The sequence below is a fragment of the Niallia endozanthoxylica genome, from assembly GCF_008710145.1.
Lineage (GTDB): Bacteria > Bacillota > Bacilli > Bacillales > Cytobacillaceae > Bacillus_BD > Bacillus_BD endozanthoxylica.
The window spans coordinates 230117-251178 of sequence record NZ_VYKL01000015.1 but is presented as its reverse complement, the minus strand read 5'-3'; the positions used below and the strand labels follow the sequence as shown (position 1 = coordinate 251178).

The following is a 21062-nucleotide window of genomic DNA, read 5'->3' as shown; positions in this document are numbered from 1 at the left end:
GAGAGACATCTAATTGAAGCCAATTACCATTACGCCGGCAGTATCAGCTAATAGGTTGAAAACTGCACAAACAGCCGCTACGCCGGCTGAAGCACAAAAAAGCTTTTCTTCCTTCTTTAAAAGTTCAATTGAAAAAGTGAATCAAGCACAAATGGAATCTGATAAATTAACGGAAAAATTAGCGCTCGGACAGAATGTTGATTTGCATCAGGTGATGATCGCATCACAAAAAGCAAGTGTGTCCTTGCAATTGACACTTGAGATACGTAATAAAGCGGTAGAAGCTTACCAAGAAATGATGAGAATGCAAGTTTAATAGAAATAAGAAGCGTATTTTGGAGGTTATTTACTACTGACGAATCAGATCTAATAACCGGGGGATAAACATGAAGGAATCGTTACAAAAATTTGTAAACCCATTAAAAGAGTACTGGACAAGTCGCTCAAAAAAACAGCGGATCATTTTAATCAGTGCTGTTGTTTCTATTTTAATGGCTGCCGGAGTTATTACATTTTTGACAACAAGGACTAATCTAGTGCCTTTATATAGCAATCTCACTCCTTCTGAGACCGGTTCTATTAAAGAAAGCCTTGATGGAAGAGGGATTGAATCAGAAATAACCGACGGCGGTCAAACAATAAAAGTTCCAGAGGAAATTGTTGATACATTAAAGGTTGAATTGGCGGCAGAAGGTCTTCCAAAATCAGGTAGCATCGACTATTCCTTTTTTAGTCAAAACGCCGGAATGGGAACGACTGAAAATGAATTTAATGTGCTGAAGCTGGATGCAATGCAAACAGAGCTTGCGAATCTAATAAAAGGAATTGAAGGAATTACTGATGCAAAGGTGATGATTAATCTTCCTGAAACCAGTTTATTCGTCACTGATCAAGTGGGAGAGGCTTCAGCCTCCATTGTATTAAGTACAAAACCAGGCTATCAATTTGAACAAAATCAAATTACAGCCCTGTATCAATTGGTATCAAAAAGCGTTCCTAACTTGCCTACTGATAATATCGTCATTATGAACCAAAACTTTGAGTATTTTGATTTAAAAAATGAAAATAATTTATCAGGATCTATTTTTGCTAATCACCAAGAAGTGAAAAAGGAAATTGAACGTGATGTACAGCGTCAAGTCCAGAGTATGTTAGGTACATTGATGGGGCAGGATAAAGTTGTTGTTTCTGTAACTGCAGATATCGATTTTACGCAGGAAAATCGAGAAGAGAATCTAGTAACACCTGTTGACGAGGAAAATATGGAAGGGCTTGCAATAAGCGCCCAAAAAATTACCGAAGCGTATACAGGTTCAGGGAATGCTCCTGAGGGAGTTCCACAGGCTGAGGAAGCAGGAGATACTGGCTATACTCAACCAGACGGCGCTGCAAATAGCGGTAATTACGAAAAAGTTAATGATACGATTAATTACGAGATTAATAGAATCCGAAAAGAAATTGTTGAAAGTCCATTTAAGATTAGAGATCTTGGTATACAAGTGATGGTCGAACCGCCTGAAGCTGATAATCCAGATTCATTGCCTGCGGAACGAGTAGATGATATGAGAAATATGCTTGCCACTATTGTTAGAACCTCAATTGATAAAAATGAGAATGCAGAATTGACTGATGAAGATATTAACCGAAAAATCTCAGTTTCCGTTCAGCCATTTAAAGGAAAGATTGCTTTTGATGAGGAAGCGAAGTTCTCTATTCCATGGTGGATTTATGCTATTGGCGGGGTGCTTGTTGCGGTAATTGGATTACTAGTATTTCTATATATTAGAGCTCGTAGAAAGAGCTCTGAAGAAGATGAGGAAAGTATGGAAGACTTTATACATCCAATTGAGATTCCTGATGTTAATGACCACAGTAATGAAACAGAAAACAGTCTTCGCAGAAAACAACTTGAAAAAATGGCTAAAGAAAAGCCGGAAGAATTTGCTAAGCTTTTACGGTCGTGGATAGCTGAGGACTAAAGGGAGGGGATAAGATGGCAAAAAATGAACAAAAGGAATTAAGTGGAAAACAAAAGGCAGCCATTCTTTTAATTTCTCTTGGTCCGGATGTTTCTGCATCGGTTTATAAGCATTTAAGTGAGGAAGAAATTGAAAAGTTGACATTAGAAATATCCGGAGTGAAAAAGGTTGACAGTCAGGCTAAAGAAGAAGTAGTGGAGGAATTCCATCAAATCGCACTTGCCCAGGATTATATTGCCCAAGGTGGAATTGGCTATGCAAAAACAGTTCTTGAAAAGGCTCTTGGGGAAGAGCAGGCAGCGGTCATCTTAAACCGACTTACCTCTTCATTGCAGGTCCGTCCCTTTGATTTTGCAAGGAAAGCAGACCCAGGTCAGATATTAAATTTCATTCAAAATGAACATCCGCAGACCATTGCTTTAATACTTTCTTATTTAGACGCTCAGCAGGCTGGCCAAATTCTATCTGAGCTGCCTCAGGAGATGCAAGCGGATATTGCAAAACGAATTGCTGTAATGGACAGCACATCTCCAGAAATAATAAATGAAGTTGAACAGATATTAGAGCGGAAGCTGTCAACGACTGTAACGCAGGATTATACGCAAACAGGCGGCATTGAGGCTGTGGTAGAGGTATTAAACGGTGTTGATAGAACAACTGAGAGAACGATTTTAGATGCTCTTGAAATACAGGATCCTGAACTTGCCGAAGAAATTAAAAAGAGAATGTTTGTATTTGAAGATATTGTTACATTGGATAATCGATCGATTCAACGGATTATACGTGAATGCGAAAATGAGGATTTATTGCTTTCACTTAAAGTTTCTAGTGATGAAGTTAAACAGACTGTCTTTAAAAATATGTCAACAAGAATGGTTGAAACGTTTAAAGAAGAAATGGAATATATGGGACCTGTTCGCTTACGGGATGTAGAGGAAGCTCAATCGCGTATTGTTGCGATTATTCGCCGTTTAGAAGAAGCAGGAGAAATTGTCATTGCCCGTGGCGGAGGAGATGATATCATTGTCTAGGCTTATTAAATCACAATGGTCGGATACCTCATCTGATAAGAGAGTCATTTCTATTAAATTATTTAATATGCCAGAAGTAAAGGAAGATTTCTCTTTAAAAAAAGATCCAGAAATGGAAGAAGAAACTTCCAGCCAAATAATTGAAGAAGCGATGCTTGAAGCTGACAGGATTAAGAGAAAGGCGAAAAGTGAAACTGACGCACTTTTTGCCCAAGTTCAACAGGCACGGGAGGAATGGGAGCAGGAAAGGGTCAAGTTGGTAAATCAAGCTAGGGAAGAAGGTTATCATGCTGGATGGGAACAGGGAGAATTAAAGGGCTATTCTGAGTATCAAGAAAAACTTTTACAAGCGGAACAAATGATTCGCTCTGCTAAAACGGATTATGACGCATATTTAGAAGCATCAGAAAGTACCATTTTAGATTTAGCGGTGCGTATTGCTGAAAAAATAGTTCATCAAAAGGTTGAAGATGACCAAGGGTTCTTTGTATCGCTTGTGAAAAAAGCTGTGCGGGAAGTTAAGGAATTTCAAGATGTAGAGATACATGTAAACCCTGAGAACTATGAATATTTACTTTCCAGAAAAGAAGAATTGCTGGCTGTTTTTACACATGATACAAAGCTGTTTATTTATCCCGACAGTGACTTACCTGCAGGCAGCTGCCGGTTGGAATCACCATATGGCCGCATTGATGCAAGTATTGATACTCAGCTTGCGGAAATAAAACGGAGGCTGACTGAATGGCTGGAGAGTGATCAGAGTTGAAAGCCGCTGATTTAGTTAACAAACTGGAGGGAATTGACTCCTATAAACGTTTTGGGCGAGTGAAACAAGTTGTTGGTCTTATGATTGAATCGCAAGGACCGGAAAGTTCCGTTGGAGACTTGTGTCTCATTCATGTTCGCCATCGAAAAAATAGAGTAATCCAAGCTGAGGTAGTCGGTTTTAAAGGAGAAAATGTCATCTTAATGCCCTACACATCTGTAAATGATATTGCTCCCGGCAGCCTTGTTGAAGCCACCTCGAAGCCTCTCGAAATTAAAGTGGGATCTGCATTAATAGGAAATGTCATTGATGCGTTAGGGAATCCCCTTGACGGGATGGATTTACCGAAAGGTTTGACATCTGTGCCAACAGAGCAAGCACCTCCAAATCCGTTAAAAAGACCGCCTATATCTGAACCAATTGAGGTAGGTGTGCGGATGATTGATAGCTTGTTAACCGTCGGCAATGGTCAGCGCGTAGGTATTTTTGCCGGCAGCGGTGTGGGAAAGAGTACATTACTTGGTATGGTTGCGCGTAATACAAAAGCAGATTTAAACGTTATTGCATTAATAGGTGAACGGGGTCGGGAGGTACGTGAGTTTATTGAAAAAGATCTCGGGTCAGAAGGATTGCAGCGATCGATTGTTGTTGTAGCTACCTCTGATCAGCCTGCGCTGATGCGCTTAAAGGGAGCGCTTACGGCTACAGCGATAGCCGAGTATTTTCGTGATCAAGGATTAAATGTGATGTTAATGATGGATTCTGTCACACGCTTTGCTATGGCGCAGAGGGAAGTAGGACTGGCAATCGGTGAGCCTCCTACAACTAAAGGGTATACACCTTCTGTATTTGCTTTATTGCCAAAGCTGTTAGAGCGAACAGGAACAAATGAACTTGGTTCTATTACCGCGTTCTATACTGTCCTTGTTGATGGTGATGATATGAATGAACCGATAGCTGATACGGTACGTGGAATTCTCGATGGCCATTTTGTACTTGATCGAGGCTTAGCGAATAAAGGTCAGTATCCAGCTGTTAATGTTTTAAAAAGTGTCAGTCGAGTGATGAATAATATCGTTGGCAGGGAACATAGTAAATCAGCTGAGAGACTAAGAGAACTCTTGAGCACTTATTATAATGCCGAGGATTTAATTAATATTGGTGCGTATAAAAAGGGATCATCAAGAGAAATTGATGCTGCTATCCAGTTATATCCAGAGATTATTTCCTTTTTAAAGCAAGGAACCCATGAAAAAATGTCCATGCAGGACAGCGTTAATACTTTGTACCAATTAATAGGAAGAGGAGAATAACCTCATGGGGTACCATTTTAAGTTTGAAAAAATTATGTCTGTCAAAGAACGTGAGAAAAACGAAGCTCTTTCGGCTTACAATGATTCAGTAAAAAGGTTCGAAGAAGTGGCCGAAAAATTATATGAGCTGCTGAAAAAAAAAGAGGATTTAGAAAGCTATCAGTCTATGAAGCTTGTAAGCGGCTTACCAGTGCTGGAAATAAGACATCATCAACAGTTTATTGTGAACTTACAAAAGTCAATTGAGCAATATCAAAAAATGGTGCAGAATGCCCGTAATCATATGCTTTTCCAACAGGAAAAATTAATGCATAAAAATATCGAAGTGAAAAAATTTGTAAAAATGAAGGAAAAAGGCTTGCATGAGTTCTTAGAGGAAGTAAAACATGTTGAAGCCAAACAAATGGATGATATCTCCATTCAACACTTTGTTCATCGAGGAAGCTAGGTGTAAACATGGAAAAGTTAATAGAAGAACAGGAAGAAAAGAAATACAGTAAAGTACAATGGTTTTTTGTAGTGATTGTTATACCTACATTATTTGCCGTAACTGTAGCTGTCCTTGTATTAACTGTTGCAGGTATTAATGTATTCGAAAAGGCTAACGAGTTCAGAGACAAAATTCCGTTTGTACCAACAAGGGAAGAATTAAGCGATAAACACGCTTTAAAAGAAGGCGAAAGTACATTAACGAAATTGAAGGCAGAAATTGAAGAACGTGAAGCAGTCATTGCTCAGCTTGAAACAGCAGTTGAAGGAAAAGATTTAGAAATTGACACACTCCAACGGGAAAAAGAACAATTGCAGTCTCAAATAGATGATTTGCTCTTAACTCAGGAAGAAGGTCAGCAAACATTTAAAGAAATTGTAAATACATTCGAAACAATATCAGCAAAAAAAGCAGCGCCTATTATTGCTGAAATGAATGATGATGAAGCTATTAGAATATTGTCAAGCTTAAAGCCGGATATATTAGCGGCTATTCTTGAGAAAATGAATGCTCAAGATGCAGCTAAATATACTGTCCTATTAACAAAAAATAGCAGTAATGAATAACTATAACTCTTTAATTTTATCTCTTATTTGCAAGGAGGTGGAATGATGGATACGCAAATTAATTCAGTCAGTATGGCAAAAACAGATTTTACGCGCAATGTAAATGCGAGACAAAAGAAGAATTACAGATTTGCCCATTTATTGTCAAATCTCAAACAGCCTAACTCTAGCATTAAAATGGAGAAAGCAGCGAGGCAGGAGCTTCCTGCACTATCTCATACTGAAATAAAAGAGGCTGTTAAGTTATTACAAGCATCCGACTTAGCTGAAATTGAGTATGGAAGTGATTTAATAGAGGACTTACTGACAGAAGGTAACACTGATTTGTCAATGGTGATTTTAGAAAAGTTACATTTAAATGAAGGAGAGTTGCGTTCAGCTCTTAATGCTTTTCTTGAAGAAATGGAGCTAATACAACTAATGGAAGAACTTCCAAACATGGAACTAAATGAAGCTTTAATGTCTTTACTTCAAATTTTGCCAAGCATAAATATCAATCAGCTGTCGTTTGAGGCAGACCAAGAAGGTGTCCAATTAGCCAAGTCATTCAAACTGCTGGAATTGCTCTTACACTACGAGCAGCCCAATCTGGAAAATACTCAGATGAAGCAGCTTTTACAAAAGACAGTTGAAAAGCTGGAGGGTCTAATAGCAAATGGGCAAAACGAGGAGCAGTTGAGCATGATAGATAGCAATCAAACGGGCAGATTCATGCCGACTGGTTCTATTCATTCCTTATCGTTTTTGGCAAAACAGGATCCATTGGCTTTGCTGCAAGAGCAATCAGGGCAGCTGGTTTCCAAAGATCAGCTTATCAAACAATTTGAAACTATTTTAGCCAAAAGTCAATTTATCACTGCAGGCGGGAACCAAAAGCTTTTCATTAAGCTATACCCAGAACACCTAGGAGCTTTACGGATTGAATTAATACAGCAAAATTCAATATTTACAGCAAAAATTTTAACAACTACTGAAAATGCGAAGGATTTATTAGAATCTCAAATTCTAAATCTTAAGCAAGCCTTTCTTAACCAAAATCTGCAGGTGGAAAAAATTGAGATAAATCAGCAGCTTCAACAGGAGCGGTTCCTTAATAGAAATCCGCAAAAGGAGCAGGGACAACAGCAACCTAATGAGCAGGAAGAACAGCAGGACAGTGGAAATCAGACGCATGCTGTTTCTTTCGAGGAAGTTCTTTTAAATGTAGAAGCATAGGAGGGAAAGTTTTGACCAATACCATTGATTCCAATTTATACCTCACTAATTACCAGAAAGCTGAGCGGAAAACCGGATCATCTCAGCTTGGAAAAGATGATTTTTTAAAGCTATTGATGACACAACTGCAAAATCAGGATCCCTCAAATCCTATGCAGGATACGGAGTTCATTGCTCAAATGGCACAATTTTCTTCTTTAGAACAAATGACAAATATGAACAGTACGCTTGAAAGATTTATCACACAGCAGCAGCAAAGCCTATTGATTTCCTATAATCAATTTGTTGGTCAAGAGGTTGCCTGGCATAAACTCAGCGAATTGGAAGATGGTACGGCAGAAGTAAAGGAAGGTTCTGGTAAAGTTACAAGTATTCAATATAAAAATGAAAAAGTACTTTTCATTCTTGAAGATGGTACAAAGCTTGAACCGGCCAATATCTCACAAGTCAATGCGACAGCTAATGAGTCGAACATGATTCAAGCAAGCATGATGATTGGCAAAAAAGTGACCTATGTAAATGAATCAAATGAAGAAGTTAGTGCCGTCATCCATTCGGTTTCGTTTAGAAATGGAAAAATCTCATTCCAGTTAGATGATACAGGAAACTCAGTAATTACATCTTCACAAGTGATAAAAATCGAATAAAGGGGAGGTTTTAATGCAAGTTTACAGACCGCTGACACAGCCATTTATTCAAGGAAATATGAGAAAAACGCATAAAACAAATAAAAAGGAAGAAACATCTTTTGTAGTTGAACTCCATTCCGCTATAAAACCTAACTGTGACAAATTAACGATATCTAAACATGCACAAGAGAGACTAGAACAAAGAGGTATCACAATAAATGCTGCTCGTTGGGAGCAAATTGATGAAAAAGTACAACAAGCGAAAAACATGGGCGTAAAAGAATCGCTTGTACTTTTAGAAGAGGCCGCGTTAATTGTAAGTGCAAAAAACAATACAGTTATTACGGCTATGAACCGTGCTGAAGCAACAACACAAATTTTTACGAATATAAATGGAACGATTTTGATGGATTAACATAGGGCTGGACCTTTTAGGAAGCCCATAAGCTGCTGAGTGGCTGACGCAGCTTCATTCTGAGAGGGGAAATTGGATATGATAAGATCAATGTATTCTGGAATAAGCGGAATGAAAAACTTTCAAACTAAATTAGATGTGATTGGAAATAATATTTCTAATGTTAATACTTATGGATTTAAAAAAGGCCGCGTAACCTTTCAAGACTTGGTGAGCCAAAGTATTTCTGGTGCAAGCGCACCAACCGGAAGTAAAGGTGGTGTAAATCCAAAGCAGGTCGGTCTAGGTTCACAGTTATCAACTATTGATACAGTAGATATCCAAGGAAGTTTGCAAACTACTGGAAGAACATTGGATTTAGCAATTTCCGGAGATGGTTATTTTATACTTACGGATGGAGCAATGACGACGTATACACGTGCAGGTAACTTCTATTTAGATAATGCGGGAGATCTTGTTGATGCAAACGGAAATTATGTACAAGGCCAGAGCGGGAATATTAATATTCCTTTAGATGCAAAAAGTTTTAGTATTGGTAGTGATGGTACCCTTTCTTATATCGACAGTGGAGGCTCTTTAACAACGGCTGATCAAATATCACTTGCAAAGTTCTCTAATAATGGTGGATTAGAGAAAGTTGGTTCGAACAATTACCGAGAAACAACAAATTCAGGTGCACCAACAGTTGATGTTCCCGGCGGTACAAACGGAGCAGGAACACTCGTATCAGGTGCCCTTGAAATGTCCAACGTTGATCTTTCAGAAGAATTTACCGATATGATTGTTGCGCAGCGCGGCTTCCAAGCGAATACAAGAATTATCACGACTTCAGATGAAATACTGCAGGAATTAGTTAATTTAAAACGTTAATTTAAAGGAGGATAGGGTTAGAGGAACCCCCTTTAACCCTAAATTTAACAGTGATTAAAGTATCGCGATTAAACGGGAAACCATTTATTATTAATGCGTTATACATAGAAACAATTGAGTCATTTCCAGATACAACCATTACATTGACAAATGGCAGTAAATATATTGTCAAAGAGACGGAAGAAAAGGTATTGGAAATGATCCGGAAATTCTATCAATCTGTAAACCTTCTTGGACAACAGTTAGGGGGAAATGAGCGTGAAGAATAATAAGCTTGTTATGATTATGTTAATCCTTCTTGTTGCGATTGCCCTAGCTGGAACGGTGGCCATTGTATTGGTGCTGAATCAAAACGGCCAGGATAAAAACGCAGAACCAACAATTGATGAAGTCCTTGAGGCATCGGTTGATATTCCAGAACTTACAACGAATCTGGCTGAAAATGATTTTATACGTATTTCGTTTAAAATTCAAACAGATAGTATAGAGGCAAAGGAAGAATTAGAAAAACGAAGTTTTCAAGTGAACAATATTATTATTTTGGAACTATCTGAACAATCGGCTGCAACTATAAAGGGAAGAGAAGGTCAGCTGCAGCTGGAAGAAAATTTAAAGGTCAGCATCAATGAGATTATGCAGGAAGGTGAAGTTGAAAAGGTCTACATTACTCAATTCCTCCTCCAGTAAAAAGACATCCTGAGAAGAGTATAAGCAATGGAGGTGAATTTGATGTCAGGAGATGTGCTTTCTCAAAATGAAATAGATGCTTTATTGTCTGCCTTGTCAACAGGTGAAATGAATGCAGATGACTTAAAAAAAGAGGAATTTGAGAAACGGATAAAAGTCTATGATTTTAAAAGGGCTTTACGATTTTCAAAAGATCAAATCCGAAGTTTGACACGGATACATGAAAACTTTGCAAGACTGTTAACAACCTTTTTTTCTGCTCAGTTAAGAACATATGTGCAAATCAGTGTGGCATCCGCAGATCAAATTCCATACGAGGAATTTATACGTTCTATACCAAAAATGACGATATTAAATGTCTTTGATGTCCCTCCTTTAGAAGGAAGAATCCTTATGGAGGTCAATCCCAATATTGCTTATGCTATGATGGATCGAATGATGGGAGGAAAGGGGACGAGCATTAATAAAGTAGATAATTTAACTGAAATTGAAACCAAAATCATGTCAGCTATCTTTGAGAAGGCATGTGATTATTTACAAGAGGCATGGGAAACGATTGTTGAGATTGACCCTGTTTTGTCAGAGTTTGAAGTAAATCCACAGTTTTTACGTATGGTTTCACCTAATGAGACAGTTGTAGTTATTTCTCTAAATACTGCGATTGCTGAAACCACAGGTATGATTAATATTTGTATTCCGCATGTTGTTCTAGAGCCAATCATTCCCAAATTGTCCATGCAATATTGGATGCAGACAGAAAAAAAAGTCAGGGAGCCTGATGAAGTTAAACAGATTGAAAAGAAAATTCAACAGGCTGAAATACCCATTGCAGTTGAGCTTGGTACGGCAAATATATCTATACAAGATTTTTTAATGCTTGATATTGGTGATGTAATTGAATTAAATCAACTGATTGATGGACCGTTATTGGTAAAAGTAGGTGAGGTTCCCAAATTTGTCGGACAGCCTGGAAAAATGAATAAAAAACTAGCCGTACAAGTATTAGATACATGGAAGGAGGGAGATGAAGAAGATGAGTAATGAAATGCTCTCACAGGATGAAATTGATGCTTTACTAAGAGGAAGTAATGACGGATCACTGGTCACTTCAGATTTAGATACCACGGATAATTATTTATCTGAAATGGAAAAAGACGCACTGGGGGAAGTTGGGAATATTTCTTTTGGCAGTTCAGCTACTGCATTGTCTACGTTATTAAATCAAAAGGTTGATATTACAACACCAGAAGTGTCAGTTGTTTTAAAACATAAATTATCGGAAGAGTTTCCTCAACCAAATGTAGCGATTCAAGTAAGTTATACTCAAGGATTTTCTGGAACGAATTTGTTAGTGATTAAGCAGAATGATGCAGCAATTATTGCTGATTTAATGCTTGGCGGAGATGGAAAAAAACCGGCGGATTTAATGGGCGAAATCCAAATGAGTGCTGTTCAAGAAGCAATGAATCAAATGATGGGGTCTGCAGCAACATCCATGTCCACCATCTTTAGTAAAAGAGTGGATATTTCCCCGCCTTCAATTGATCTTTTAGATATGCTTCACGGTACAGGAACCGATAAACTGCCAAATGATGACAAATTAGTAAAGATATCTTTCCGATTGAAGATTGGGAATTTAATTGACTCTAATATTATGCAGTTGCTGCCATTGGATTTTGCTAAGGGATTAGTATATGAACTGTTAAACCCAATATCAGAGCCAATCCAAGAGGTAAATGTCCCTCCGCAGACAGCAGAGAAGCTTCAAGAATCCTATTATCAAGAACCACAGTATAATCAGCCGACGCAAAACCAAATGGACCATTCGGCTCAACAAAGCAATATGGTACAGACTCCTTATGGATTTGAAAGCCGTGAGCAGCCATTAAACCAACAAAACTATTCCGGAAATCATTCATTTGGTGTTACTCCGGTAAATCAACCTACTGGTCCGCAGCATTTTGGTTCGGCAAATCCTTTGGGTGTGCAGCCTAATGTACAGCCTGCTCTGTTCTCTAATTTTGAACCGTACCCTATTCAAGAGCCTGAATCAAAAAATCTGAATATGCTTCTTGATATACCATTACAAGTTACGGTGGAACTGGGTCGAACAAAAAGGTCAGTGAAAGAAATTCTCGAACTGTCTCAAGGATCTATTATAGAACTGGATAAGTTGGCAGGTGAACCTGTTGATATCCTTATTAACAGCAGATTGATTGCTAAAGGAGAAGTGGTTGTGATTGAGGAGAATTTTGGTGTCAGAGTTACAGATATTATCAGCCAGTCAGACAGGTTGAAAAAGCTAAAATAACAGATGTTAAATTATTAACGAGATTAATACAAAAATCACTATGGGGGTAGAAGATTAATGGCGCATAGAATTTTAGTTGTAGATGATGCTGCATTTATGAGAATGATGATAAAGGACATTTTAACTAAAAATGGTTATGAGGTTGTGGGGGAAGCTGCTGACGGTCAGCAGGCTATTGAAAAATATAAAGAACTGCAACCTGACCTTGTTACCATGGATATAACGATGCCGGAAATGGATGGTATTACAGCCTTAAAAGAAATTAGAAAAATTAATCCAAATTCAAAAGTAATTATGTGTTCTGCAATGGGACAGCAGGCAATGGTTATTGACGCCATTCAAGCAGGTGCAAAGGATTTTATCGTAAAACCATTTCAAGCTGATCGTGTATTGGAAGCCATTTCGAAAACGCTCGGCTAAGACTTATTACTAGAGGGTGCAGGATGTTGCGGAAAAAACAATTCTGTTTCATTGCCTTTATACTTGTATTTGCTCTATTGGGGTTTCGTGAAGAAGCCTCAGCAGAGCAAGTACAAAAAAGTGTAAAAGATTGCTTTGAACAGCCTGAAGCATGTGGAGATCAACCAAATACAGAGCAGAATATGCAAACAGATGATTCTGTTACAAAGCAGACAGATGATAGGAATACCATAGGACTAACGATTTGGGATTTTATTAAGATGATAGCAGCCACTATTTTTGTTGTTGCACTGCTCTACTTCATCTTGATGTTCGTTAATAAAAAAGGTCGCTTATTTAAAAGCTCGCAACTGATAGAAAATCTTGGCGGCACTACACTTGGTGCAAATCGGTCTGTTCAACTGATTAAAATAGGGAATCGTATCCTTGTTATTGGGGTTGGTGAAAATGTTCATTTGATTAAAGAAATCGATGATTCAAAGGAATTTGAAGAACTTTTGTCAACCTATAACAATAAAATGGATCAGCTGACACAGTCTGGAGATATATTGTCAAAATTGTTCAATAAGGCAGGCGGGAATTCTGAGAAAAAGGATGAGGGCATAAGCTTCCAATCTCAGCTTCAAAGGCAATTAGTTGATTTTTCAAAAGGAAGACAAAAACTGTACGATGAATTAGAGAAAGAGAAGGGTTCGGACAAGCAATGAATGAGTTTATGGAATTTTTTAATAACAGTTCACCTGAAAATGTATCTACTTCTGTAAAGCTTGTATTATTATTAACGGTACTTTCTTTAGCTCCAAGTATCCTTATTTTAATGACTTGTTTTACCAGAATTGTCATTGTACTGTCTTTTGTCAGAACGGCTCTAGCCACTCAACAAATGCCGCCAAACCAAGTCATTATTGGTCTATCATTGTTTTTAAGTTTTTTTATTATGGCACCAACATTTCAAGAGGTAAATACAGAGGCACTTACACCTTTATTTAACAATGAAATCAATTTAGAACAGGCCTATGAGAATGCTGTAGTTCCCTTTAAGGAGTTTATGAGCGCCAATACTAGACAAAAGGATTTGGCTTTATTTCTTAATTATTCAAAAGCAGAGCAGCCTGAATCCATTCAGGATATCCCGCTGACTGCCCTTGTTCCGGCCTTTGCAATCAGTGAGCTTAAGACAGCTTTTCAAATCGGATTTATGATATTCATTCCCTTTTTAGTAATTGATATGGTGGTAGCTAGTGTCTTAATGTCGATGGGGATGATGATGCTTCCTCCTGTTATGATTTCGTTGCCATTTAAGATTTTGCTGTTTGTTCTTGTAGACGGTTGGAACTTAGTTGTTAAATCTCTGTTACAAAGTTTTTAAGTAGGTGATAAGAATGACTCCTGAAACAGTCATAGCCATAGCGGAAGAAGGAATATGGGTTGTTCTGCTGATAAGCGGTCCGCTTTTAGCGCTGGCACTTGTCGTCGGTTTGGTCGTTAGTATATTTCAGGCAACAACGCAAATTCAAGAGCAAACTTTAGCGTTCGTACCGAAAATTGTTGCGGTTTTACTTGGAATTGTATTTTTTGGTCCATGGATGCTTAGTCATATGCTCTCATATACAAACAATATTTTCTCAAATTTAGTTCGGTTTATAGGCTGAATCTATGGTGAATCTTTTTGAAACATTCCCTGCCTTTTTGCTCGTCTTTGTAAGGGTAACATCCTTTTTCTTAATGATGCCTCTTTTTTCTTATCGGACAGTCTCAACTACTTTTAAAGTCGGTTTTGGATTTTTTTTAGCCTTAATTATGTTTTTTAATATAAAGGCGCCTGCTTTGGAAATGGATGGAGTTTATTACTTATTGATTTTAAAGGAAGCATTGATTGGGATTTTGCTTGGTTTTATGGCCTATTTGGTTATGTCGGCTATCCAGATAGCAGGTGGATTTATTGATTTTCAAATGGGATTTGGTATGGTGAACGTGATGGATCCGCAAACCGGTGCCCAAAGTCCGTTAATGGGGCAATATTTGAATATCATAAGTTTATTTTTCCTGCTAATGGTTAACGGACATCATTTAATGATAGATGGTATCTATTATAGTTATCAATTTATCCCTCTTGAACAGGCTTGGCTGCCGCTTGGTTCTGAACATTTGCTGCAATATATACTGAAGTCATTTAGTACGATGTTTATGATTGCATTGCAAATGTCACTTCCCGTTGTGGGCAGTTTGTTCCTAGTTGATGTCGCACTTGGAATTACAGCTAGAACTTTTCCACAGTTAAACATTTTTGTAGTTGGTGTTCCGTTGAAAATTGGTGTGAGTTTCTTAATACTAATGATAGTTATGGGTACAATGATGATTTCTGTTTCAAATTTATTTAAATTAATGCTGACAACGATGAGAGGAATTATGAATCTTCTTGGGGGTCTTTAAACATTGAAATTAGTAGCCTTAGATTTGCAATATTTTGCCGGTGAAAAAACAGAAAAAGCGACTCCCAAAAAGAGAAGTGATGCAAGAAAAAAGGGCCAGGTTGCGAAAAGTCAGGATGTGAATACGGCAATTGGTTTACTTGCTGTATTTATGTTTTTGTTATTTGCAGGTACATATTTATTACAAAAACTAGTATCCATTCTTAAACATTCATTTCAAAACTATATGCTTATGGATGTAACTGAAGAGAGTGTATATATGATTTTAATAGAGCTCTTAAAGGAGCTAGTATTGTTTGTCGGTCCCATCATGCTTGTGGCTCTGTTAGCTGGTGTGGCTGCAAATTATTTACAGGTAGGTTTTCTTTTTTCAACAGAAACCCTGCAGGTAAAACTAGAAAAAATTGATCCGATTAAGGGATTTAAGCGGATTTTTTCCATTCGCTCGGTTGTTGAATTTTTAAAATCGATATTAAAGATTTGTATTGTCGGCATAATTACTTTTCTAATTATCTGGAACAGTTTGTATGAAATTTTGACATTATCGCAAAAATCAATTGGAGCTGCACTTGCTTTCTTAGCCAATCTAACTGTACAAATGGGTTTATATGCTGGTGGAGCCTTATTGTTCTTAGCACTGCTAGATTACCTTTACCAAAAATATGATTTTGAAAAAAATATCCGAATGTCAAAACAAGATATTAAAGATGAATATAAAAATTCTGAAGGGGATCCGTTAATTAAATCAAAAATTAAGCAAAAGCAGCGAGAAATGGCAATGAGCCGAATGATGCAGGAAGTCCCGAATGCAGATGTCATCATTACAAATCCAACTCATTTTGCTATTGCTTTAAGATACGATGAAACGAAATTTGATGCCCCGTTTGTGGTAGCGAAAGGAGTCGATTTTGTGGCTCAGAAAATTAAATTAGTGGCTAAGGAAAATGATGTCATCATGATTGAAAATCGACCGTTGGCAAGGGCTTTATATAGTCAAACTGATATCGGGGATGTGATTCCCGAAGAATTTTTTAAAGCAGTTGCTGAGATATTAGCATATGTTTACCGAACGAAAAATATGGTCAAGTAGTTTATGAGAGGCAGGTCGGCCCTGAACTTGGCAAAAAAATAGCTAGTGAACAGCTAAAAAAAATCAGGGCCTTGTGCTTTATTTATTGGGAGGGCATAACATGAAAGCAAGAGATTTAATTGTCATAATAAGCGTCATCATGATTGTTGCGATGCTAATTATCCCTCTTCCGACATGGTTATTAAGTATTTTACTTATAGTAAATATTTCGATTGCGTTGTTAGTTCTGTTAACATCTATGAACATGACAGAACCCCTTCAGTTTTCCGTTTTCCCATCCCTTTTGCTGCTCTTGACATTGTTTCGCTTAGGGCTGAATATCTCGACAACCCGTGCTATTCTTACTCATGGTGATGCAGGCGGAGTAGTAGAAACATTTGGATCCTTTGTTGTCGGTGGGAATTTAATTGTTGGCATGGTCGTCTTCCTTATTTTGGTTATTATAAATTTCATTGTTATTACTAAGGGTTCTGAACGTGTGTCTGAAGTGGCAGCAAGATTTACTCTCGATGCATTGCCAGGAAAACAAATGAGTATTGATGCTGATTTAAATGCAGGCATGATTTCTGAGCAGCAGGCAAGGGAAAGGCGTGAAAAAGTCAGCAGAGAAGCAGATTTTTATGGAGCCATGGATGGTGCCAGTAAATTTGTGAAAGGGGATGCCATTGCAGGCATTATCATCGTATTAATTAACTTGATTTTTGGAATTATTATTGGTGTCATGCAGCAGGGGATGGGTATTGCTGATGCAGCAAGTCATTTTTCATTATTAACGATAGGTGACGGTATTGTCAGTCAGGTACCTGCCTTATTAATCTCTACAGCAACTGGGATTGTTGTAACAAGAGCTACATCTGATGGTAACTTAGGAGCTGATATTGTATCCCAATTGCTTAATTTTCCTAAGATGTTATATGTGACTGGGGGGACTATTCTTTGTTTAGGTTTATTTACTCCTATCAATGATGTTCTGACTATTCCAATTGCCGGACTTCTGATTTTTGCAGGCTACAGGTTTACTAATATCCCTGACCAAGAGAAGGACCTCCTGCCGGAAGTGGAAGAAGACGCTGAAGCAGATGAAATGAAAAGTCCTGAAAGTGTCGTAAGCTTGTTAAGCATGGACCCTATTGAATTTGAATTTGGCTATGGTTTAATCCCGCTTGTGGATACAAATCAAGGGGGAGACCTCCTTGACCGAATTGTTATGATTCGAAGACAGCTTGCTATTGAACTTGGTATCGTTATACCTGTTGTACGAATAAGAGATAATATTCAATTACAGCCAAATGAATATCGATTAAAAATAAAAGGAATTGAAATGGCGCATGGCGAGTTGTTATTAGATCATTATTTAGCCATGAGTCCGGGTACAGATGATGATTCAATTGTTGGAATTGATACAATTGAACCCTCTTTTGGGCTGCCTGCAAAATGGATAACTGAAGATATGAAAGAAGAAGCTGAAATACTAGGATATACAGTAGTCGATCCTCCTTCAGTTGTATCAACACATATCACAGAGGTAATTAAAACGAATGGTTACGATTTATTAGGAAGACAAGAAACAAAACAACTAATTGACCATTTGAAAGAAAATTATCCGATTCTTGTCGAAGAAGTCACACCAAACCCACTTTCCATTGGAGAAGTTCAAAAGGTTTTGGCTAAACTATTAAAAGAAAATATTTCTATTAGAAACTTACCGATTATTTTTGAAACACTGGCTGATTATGGGAAAATGATTTCTGATACAGAACTTCTAACGGAATATGTTAGACAGTCTCTTGCTCGCCAAATAACAAATCAATTTTTACAAGGAAATGATTCATTAAAAGTTGTTACATTGTCTGGTAAAGTCGAAAAAATAATAGCTGATGGCATACAACAAACAGAACATGGAAATTACTTAGCCATCGATCCGGCTGTTTCACAACATATATTAGAGGCGATAGCAGCACAGGTAGAGCATCTTTCGTTAATGGAGCAAACACCAATCGTTCTATGTTCACCCGCTGTCAGAATGTATGTACGTCAATTAACGGAACGTTATTTTCCGCAAATTCCGATTCTGTCATACAATGAATTAGAAGCAAATGTTGAAGTTCAAAGTGTTGGGGTGGTGAATATAGATTGAAGGTAAAAAAATATCGAGCTGCTACAATGCCTGAAGCCATGAAGCTAGTTCGCAGCGAACTTGGCCATGAAGCTATTATTCTGAATTCAAAAGTGATTCAAACTCGAGGTTTTTTTGGTCTTTTTAAAAAGCGAAGTATTGAGGTAATTGCTGCTCTTGATGACAAAATGAAAGATCCGATTAAACCTGTGATTAAGGAAAAACAAAAGTCCGTCGAAACAGAAGGGCCTTCGAAGAATTCACAAATCCTGAAAAGTGTCGATAATAATCATGTGTTGATTTCAAAAGACCTACAAAATGAATTAACGGAACTTAAAGCACTGCTTAAAAATGTAAAAATGGAAAGCAGCGAAGGCATCCCTTTACCAACTCCTATTCAAGACTTGAAAAATCGGTTGACGAATCAGGGAATTGATCAGGAGTTGATGAATTCTCTATTAAAAGCAGCTATTGAGGAATGGTATAGTAACGGAGGGAAAATGACTGGTGCCGAGGTATTGAAATGGGCAAAAACTTATTTAATTAATCAAATAAGTCATCTGTCCTTTGGAGATATTTCATTTAAGAAGAAATTTATCCTTGTGGTCGGACCAACCGGTGTCGGAAAAACAACAACATTAGCAAAAATTGCAGCAAACTGTATCTTAAAATATAAAAAAAAGGTTGCCTTTATTACAACTGATACATATCGCATTGCTGCAATTGATCAATTAAAAACATATGCAAATATTCTAAATGCGCCTATTGAGGTTTGTTATAATTTGGATGATTTTCAAAAGGCAACTCAAGCTTTTACTAATTATGATTTAGTTTTTATTGATACGGCGGGAAGGAATTTTCGAAATCGTAAATACGTGGAAGATTTGAATCATATTATTGATTTTCAAAAAGATATTGAAACCTTTCTAGTTCTTTCTTTAACATCGAAGCAAATGGATATGGAGGAAATCTATCAACAATTTTCACTTATATCCATTGATAAGATGATATTTTCAAAAGCTGATGAAACATCAACTTTTGGCTCGCTATATAATATGATTTATAAAAAGCAAAAGGCAGCAGCATATATAACAAATGGTCAGAATGTACCAGATGATTTTATTGCAGCTACTCCTGAGAATGTAGTAAGTCGCATAATTGGAGTCGATTAACATGGAAGATCAAGCAGAAAGATTACGTGAAAAATTACGAAAACAACAATCAGGTAGGGCTACAAAAACCATTGCTGTAATTAGTGGAAAAGGCGGAGTAGGAAAATCCAATGTTTCATTGAACTTTGCCATTATGTTGCAAAAAAAGGGACATAAAGTCCTTTTATTTGATATGGATATCGGTATGGGAAATATTGATATCCTTATGGGAGCTTCCTCCATGCATTCCATTGCTGATTTCTTTACAAGTAATGTTCTGCTTAAAAGCATGATTACAGAGATACCAGGTGGTATTCACTATATTTCTGGAGGGACAGGTCTATCCCAATTCACTAAAATAACAGAGGAATCATTACAGAGCTTTTTTGATCAGTTTTCCAGTTTAATGAGTGATTATGACTATGTTATTTTCGATATGGGTGCTGGTATGAGTGAAAGTTCTCTACGTTTTATTTTAGCAGTAGATGAGATTATTGTTATTACAACGTGTGAGCCGACCTCAATAACAGATGCGTACGCGGCGATGAAATTTATCACACTCTCAAATAAAACTCTCCCATTCTATATTATAGTCAATCGAGCTCAATCAGAACGAGAAGGAGCAGAGACGTATCACCGAATTTCTAAGGTGTTAAATCATTTCCTTGAAAAAGGCTCGATTTTGCTTGGTGTCATACCTGAGGATCCGATTATTCCCCAGGCAGTCAAAAAGCAAACACCTTTTATTCAGTTAAACGAAAAAGCACCCGCTTCAATGGCTTTGTTTAGTATGGTAGAAAAATATTGTCAACAAGAGTTTGAACTTCCAATTCATTTCAAAAAGCCGAATCTTGTTGCCAGATTGAAACAATTCCTTTTTGAAAGGTAGTGTAGGTGGTGAACCAAGAAATAATAAAGCCTTTTGAAGGAAAAAAGACTACTAACATGTACAAAAGATATAGTAAAATAGAACTAAACAATACTGCTATAGAAACAAATTGGAATCATACAACGAATAAGATTATTTTAATAGGTACTTCAACTGGCGGTCCAAGAGCCCTTCAAACGGTTCTCTCCGGACTGCCGAAAAAAATTGCTGCTCCGATTGTTATTGTCCAGCACATGCCGTCCGGCTTTACTAAATCTTTAGCAAACCGTCTTAATTCACTGTCGAATCTTACGGTGAAGGAAGCAGAGGATGGAGAAGTTCTGCAAAATGGTACCGCTTATATTGCTCCGGGGGGCTGCCATTTAAAAATAAAGGCCTCTGGAAAAAAAGTTTTTGTGCAGCTTGATTATTTAACCACGAGCTATATACACTGTCCTTCAGTTGACCTAATGTTTGCATCAGCTTCTAACTTAAAGGACTATGGTAAGATTGTTGTCGTGATGACAGGCATGGGCTCTGACGGTTCGAATGGGCTTATTGAATTAAAGAAAACAGGTCAGGTTAAGGCGATTGCTGAATCAGAAGAAACATGTACAGTTTATGGGATGCCTAGAGCAGCAATTGCAACTGAGCTTATTGATGACATAGTAAATGTTGAACAGATAGCCAAGACGATTTTGAAATATCTTTGA

The 21062-nt window shown here is 37.5% G+C and carries 25 protein-coding genes; all 25 read left to right on the top strand.

Annotation, left to right across the window (positions count from 1 at the left end; translation table 11 throughout):
• The first annotated feature begins 22 nt into the window (after positions 1-22).
• The 25 genes from fliE to F4V44_RS08195 all read left to right on the top strand — a co-directional run bounded on the left by fliE (position 23) and on the right by F4V44_RS08195 (position 21062).
• The gene (gene fliE / locus F4V44_RS08315; RefSeq protein WP_223881860.1) at positions 23-316 is read left to right on the top strand and encodes a flagellar hook-basal body complex protein FliE; all 294 of its coding nucleotides are present in this window, start codon (positions 23-25) and stop codon (positions 314-316) included.
• A gap of 70 nt (positions 317-386) precedes the next feature.
• The gene (gene fliF / locus F4V44_RS08310; RefSeq protein WP_150439533.1) at positions 387-1979 is read left to right on the top strand and encodes a flagellar basal-body MS-ring/collar protein FliF; all 1593 of its coding nucleotides are present in this window, start codon (positions 387-389) and stop codon (positions 1977-1979) included.
• 14 nt (positions 1980-1993) lie between these two features.
• On the top strand, positions 1994-3010 hold the full coding sequence (gene fliG, locus F4V44_RS08305) for a flagellar motor switch protein FliG (protein ID WP_150439532.1): 1017 nt from the start codon (positions 1994-1996) through the stop codon (positions 3008-3010).
• The gene (fliH, locus tag F4V44_RS08300; protein WP_191090610.1) at positions 3003-3776 is read left to right on the top strand and encodes a flagellar assembly protein FliH; all 774 of its coding nucleotides are present in this window, start codon (positions 3003-3005) and stop codon (positions 3774-3776) included. The genes fliG and fliH overlap by 8 nt, the downstream gene beginning before the upstream one ends.
• Positions 3773-5089, top strand: a complete 1317-nt coding sequence (fliI, locus tag F4V44_RS08295; protein ID WP_150439530.1) for a flagellar protein export ATPase FliI — start codon at positions 3773-3775, stop codon at positions 5087-5089. Before fliH ends, fliI begins: the two co-directional genes overlap by 4 nt.
• 4 nt (positions 5090-5093) lie before the next feature.
• Positions 5094-5537 carry a flagellar export protein FliJ gene (fliJ, locus tag F4V44_RS08290; protein WP_150439529.1) on the top strand — a complete coding sequence of 148 codons (444 nt, stop codon included), beginning with the start codon at positions 5094-5096 and terminating at the stop codon, positions 5535-5537.
• A gap of 8 nt (positions 5538-5545) precedes the next feature.
• The gene (locus F4V44_RS08285) at positions 5546-6145 is read left to right on the top strand and encodes a MotE family protein (RefSeq protein WP_150439528.1); all 600 of its coding nucleotides are present in this window, start codon (positions 5546-5548) and stop codon (positions 6143-6145) included.
• A gap of 42 nt (positions 6146-6187) precedes the next feature.
• Positions 6188-7360 carry a flagellar hook-length control protein FliK gene (locus F4V44_RS08280; RefSeq protein WP_150439527.1) on the top strand — a complete coding sequence of 391 codons (1173 nt, stop codon included), beginning with the start codon at positions 6188-6190 and terminating at the stop codon, positions 7358-7360.
• An 11-nt stretch (positions 7361-7371) separates the two neighbouring features.
• Positions 7372-8007: a flagellar hook assembly protein FlgD gene (flgD, locus tag F4V44_RS08275; RefSeq protein ID WP_150439526.1), complete on the top strand. Its 636-nt coding sequence runs from the start codon at positions 7372-7374 to the stop codon at positions 8005-8007.
• A gap of 13 nt (positions 8008-8020) precedes the next feature.
• Entirely contained in the window at positions 8021-8404 is a 384-nt protein-coding gene (locus F4V44_RS08270) for a TIGR02530 family flagellar biosynthesis protein (RefSeq protein ID WP_191090609.1), read from the top strand.
• Between the two features lie 78 nt (positions 8405-8482).
• Positions 8483-9274 (top strand): flagellar basal body rod protein FlgG, encoded by a 792-nt coding sequence (gene flgG / locus F4V44_RS08265; RefSeq protein ID WP_150439525.1) that lies wholly within the window; start codon positions 8483-8485, stop codon positions 9272-9274.
• Between the two features lie 50 nt (positions 9275-9324).
• Positions 9325-9543 (top strand): flagellar FlbD family protein, encoded by a 219-nt coding sequence (locus F4V44_RS08260; protein ID WP_150439524.1) that lies wholly within the window; start codon positions 9325-9327, stop codon positions 9541-9543.
• Positions 9533-9961, top strand: coding sequence for a flagellar basal body-associated protein FliL (gene fliL / locus F4V44_RS08255; protein WP_150439523.1), 429 nt, complete (start codon positions 9533-9535; stop codon positions 9959-9961). Before F4V44_RS08260 ends, fliL begins: the two co-directional genes overlap by 11 nt.
• 42 nt (positions 9962-10003) lie before the next feature.
• The gene (gene fliM, locus F4V44_RS08250) at positions 10004-11002 is read left to right on the top strand and encodes a flagellar motor switch protein FliM (protein ID WP_150439522.1); all 999 of its coding nucleotides are present in this window, start codon (positions 10004-10006) and stop codon (positions 11000-11002) included.
• Positions 10995-12272: a flagellar motor switch phosphatase FliY gene (gene fliY, locus F4V44_RS08245; protein WP_150439521.1), complete on the top strand. Its 1278-nt coding sequence runs from the start codon at positions 10995-10997 to the stop codon at positions 12270-12272. Before fliM ends, fliY begins: the two co-directional genes overlap by 8 nt.
• A 57-nt stretch (positions 12273-12329) precedes the next feature.
• Positions 12330-12692, top strand: coding sequence for a response regulator (locus F4V44_RS08240; RefSeq protein ID WP_150439520.1), 363 nt, complete (start codon positions 12330-12332; stop codon positions 12690-12692).
• 23 nt (positions 12693-12715) lie between these two features.
• On the top strand, positions 12716-13399 hold the full coding sequence (locus F4V44_RS08235; protein ID WP_150439519.1) for a flagellar biosynthetic protein FliO: 684 nt from the start codon (positions 12716-12718) through the stop codon (positions 13397-13399).
• Positions 13396-14061 (top strand): flagellar type III secretion system pore protein FliP, encoded by a 666-nt coding sequence (fliP, locus tag F4V44_RS08230; RefSeq protein WP_150439518.1) that lies wholly within the window; start codon positions 13396-13398, stop codon positions 14059-14061. The genes F4V44_RS08235 and fliP overlap by 4 nt, the downstream gene beginning before the upstream one ends.
• Before the next feature lie 13 nt (positions 14062-14074).
• A complete protein-coding gene (fliQ, locus tag F4V44_RS08225; protein WP_150439517.1) occupies positions 14075-14344 on the top strand; it encodes a flagellar biosynthesis protein FliQ in 270 nt (89 codons plus the stop codon).
• Between the two features lie 4 nt (positions 14345-14348).
• Positions 14349-15125 carry a flagellar biosynthetic protein FliR gene (gene fliR / locus F4V44_RS08220; RefSeq protein ID WP_150439516.1) on the top strand — a complete coding sequence of 259 codons (777 nt, stop codon included), beginning with the start codon at positions 14349-14351 and terminating at the stop codon, positions 15123-15125.
• 3 nt (positions 15126-15128) lie between these two features.
• Entirely contained in the window at positions 15129-16214 is a 1086-nt protein-coding gene (gene flhB / locus F4V44_RS08215) for a flagellar biosynthesis protein FlhB (protein ID WP_150439515.1), read from the top strand.
• A gap of 100 nt (positions 16215-16314) precedes the next feature.
• On the top strand, positions 16315-18351 hold the full coding sequence (flhA, locus tag F4V44_RS08210; protein WP_150439514.1) for a flagellar biosynthesis protein FlhA: 2037 nt from the start codon (positions 16315-16317) through the stop codon (positions 18349-18351).
• Positions 18348-19502, top strand: a complete 1155-nt coding sequence (flhF, locus tag F4V44_RS08205) for a flagellar biosynthesis protein FlhF (protein WP_150439513.1) — start codon at positions 18348-18350, stop codon at positions 19500-19502. The genes flhA and flhF overlap by 4 nt, the downstream gene beginning before the upstream one ends.
• Position 19503: 1 nt before the next feature.
• The gene (locus F4V44_RS08200; protein ID WP_150439512.1) at positions 19504-20370 is read left to right on the top strand and encodes a MinD/ParA family protein; all 867 of its coding nucleotides are present in this window, start codon (positions 19504-19506) and stop codon (positions 20368-20370) included.
• Positions 20371-20426: 56 nt separating this feature from the next.
• Positions 20427-21062: a CheB methylesterase domain-containing protein gene (locus tag F4V44_RS08195; RefSeq protein WP_150439511.1), complete on the top strand. Its 636-nt coding sequence runs from the start codon at positions 20427-20429 to the stop codon at positions 21060-21062.

Bases quoted from the DNA above. Each gene is read 5' to 3' on its own strand.
- fliQ (WP_150439517.1), top strand. From the start codon at position 14,075: ATGACTCCTGAAACAGTCATAGCCATAGCGGAAGAAGGAATATGGGTT.
- F4V44_RS08285 (WP_150439528.1), top strand. From the start codon at position 5,546: ATGGAAAAGTTAATAGAAGAACAGGAAGAAAAGAAATACAGTAAAGTA.
- fliP (WP_150439518.1), top strand. From the start codon at position 13,396: ATGAATGAGTTTATGGAATTTTTTAATAACAGTTCACCTGAAAATGTA.
- F4V44_RS08270 (WP_191090609.1), top strand. From the start codon at position 8,021: ATGCAAGTTTACAGACCGCTGACACAGCCATTTATTCAAGGAAATATG.
- F4V44_RS08280 (WP_150439527.1), top strand. From the start codon at position 6,188: ATGATGGATACGCAAATTAATTCAGTCAGTATGGCAAAAACAGATTTT.
- flgG (WP_150439525.1), top strand. From the start codon at position 8,483: ATGATAAGATCAATGTATTCTGGAATAAGCGGAATGAAAAACTTTCAA.
- F4V44_RS08200 (WP_150439512.1), top strand. From the start codon at position 19,504: ATGGAAGATCAAGCAGAAAGATTACGTGAAAAATTACGAAAACAACAA.
- F4V44_RS08240 (WP_150439520.1), top strand. From the start codon at position 12,330: ATGGCGCATAGAATTTTAGTTGTAGATGATGCTGCATTTATGAGAATG.
- fliF (WP_150439533.1), top strand. From the start codon at position 387: ATGAAGGAATCGTTACAAAAATTTGTAAACCCATTAAAAGAGTACTGG.
- fliM (WP_150439522.1), top strand. From the start codon at position 10,004: ATGTCAGGAGATGTGCTTTCTCAAAATGAAATAGATGCTTTATTGTCT.
- F4V44_RS08195 (WP_150439511.1), top strand. From the start codon at position 20,427: ATGTACAAAAGATATAGTAAAATAGAACTAAACAATACTGCTATAGAA.
- fliJ (WP_150439529.1), top strand. From the start codon at position 5,094: ATGGGGTACCATTTTAAGTTTGAAAAAATTATGTCTGTCAAAGAACGT.
- fliR (WP_150439516.1), top strand. From the start codon at position 14,349: ATGGTGAATCTTTTTGAAACATTCCCTGCCTTTTTGCTCGTCTTTGTA.
- F4V44_RS08235 (WP_150439519.1), top strand. From the start codon at position 12,716: ATGTTGCGGAAAAAACAATTCTGTTTCATTGCCTTTATACTTGTATTT.
- flhA (WP_150439514.1), top strand. From the start codon at position 16,315: ATGAAAGCAAGAGATTTAATTGTCATAATAAGCGTCATCATGATTGTT.
- fliG (WP_150439532.1), top strand. From the start codon at position 1,994: ATGGCAAAAAATGAACAAAAGGAATTAAGTGGAAAACAAAAGGCAGCC.
- fliY (WP_150439521.1), top strand. From the start codon at position 10,995: ATGAGTAATGAAATGCTCTCACAGGATGAAATTGATGCTTTACTAAGA.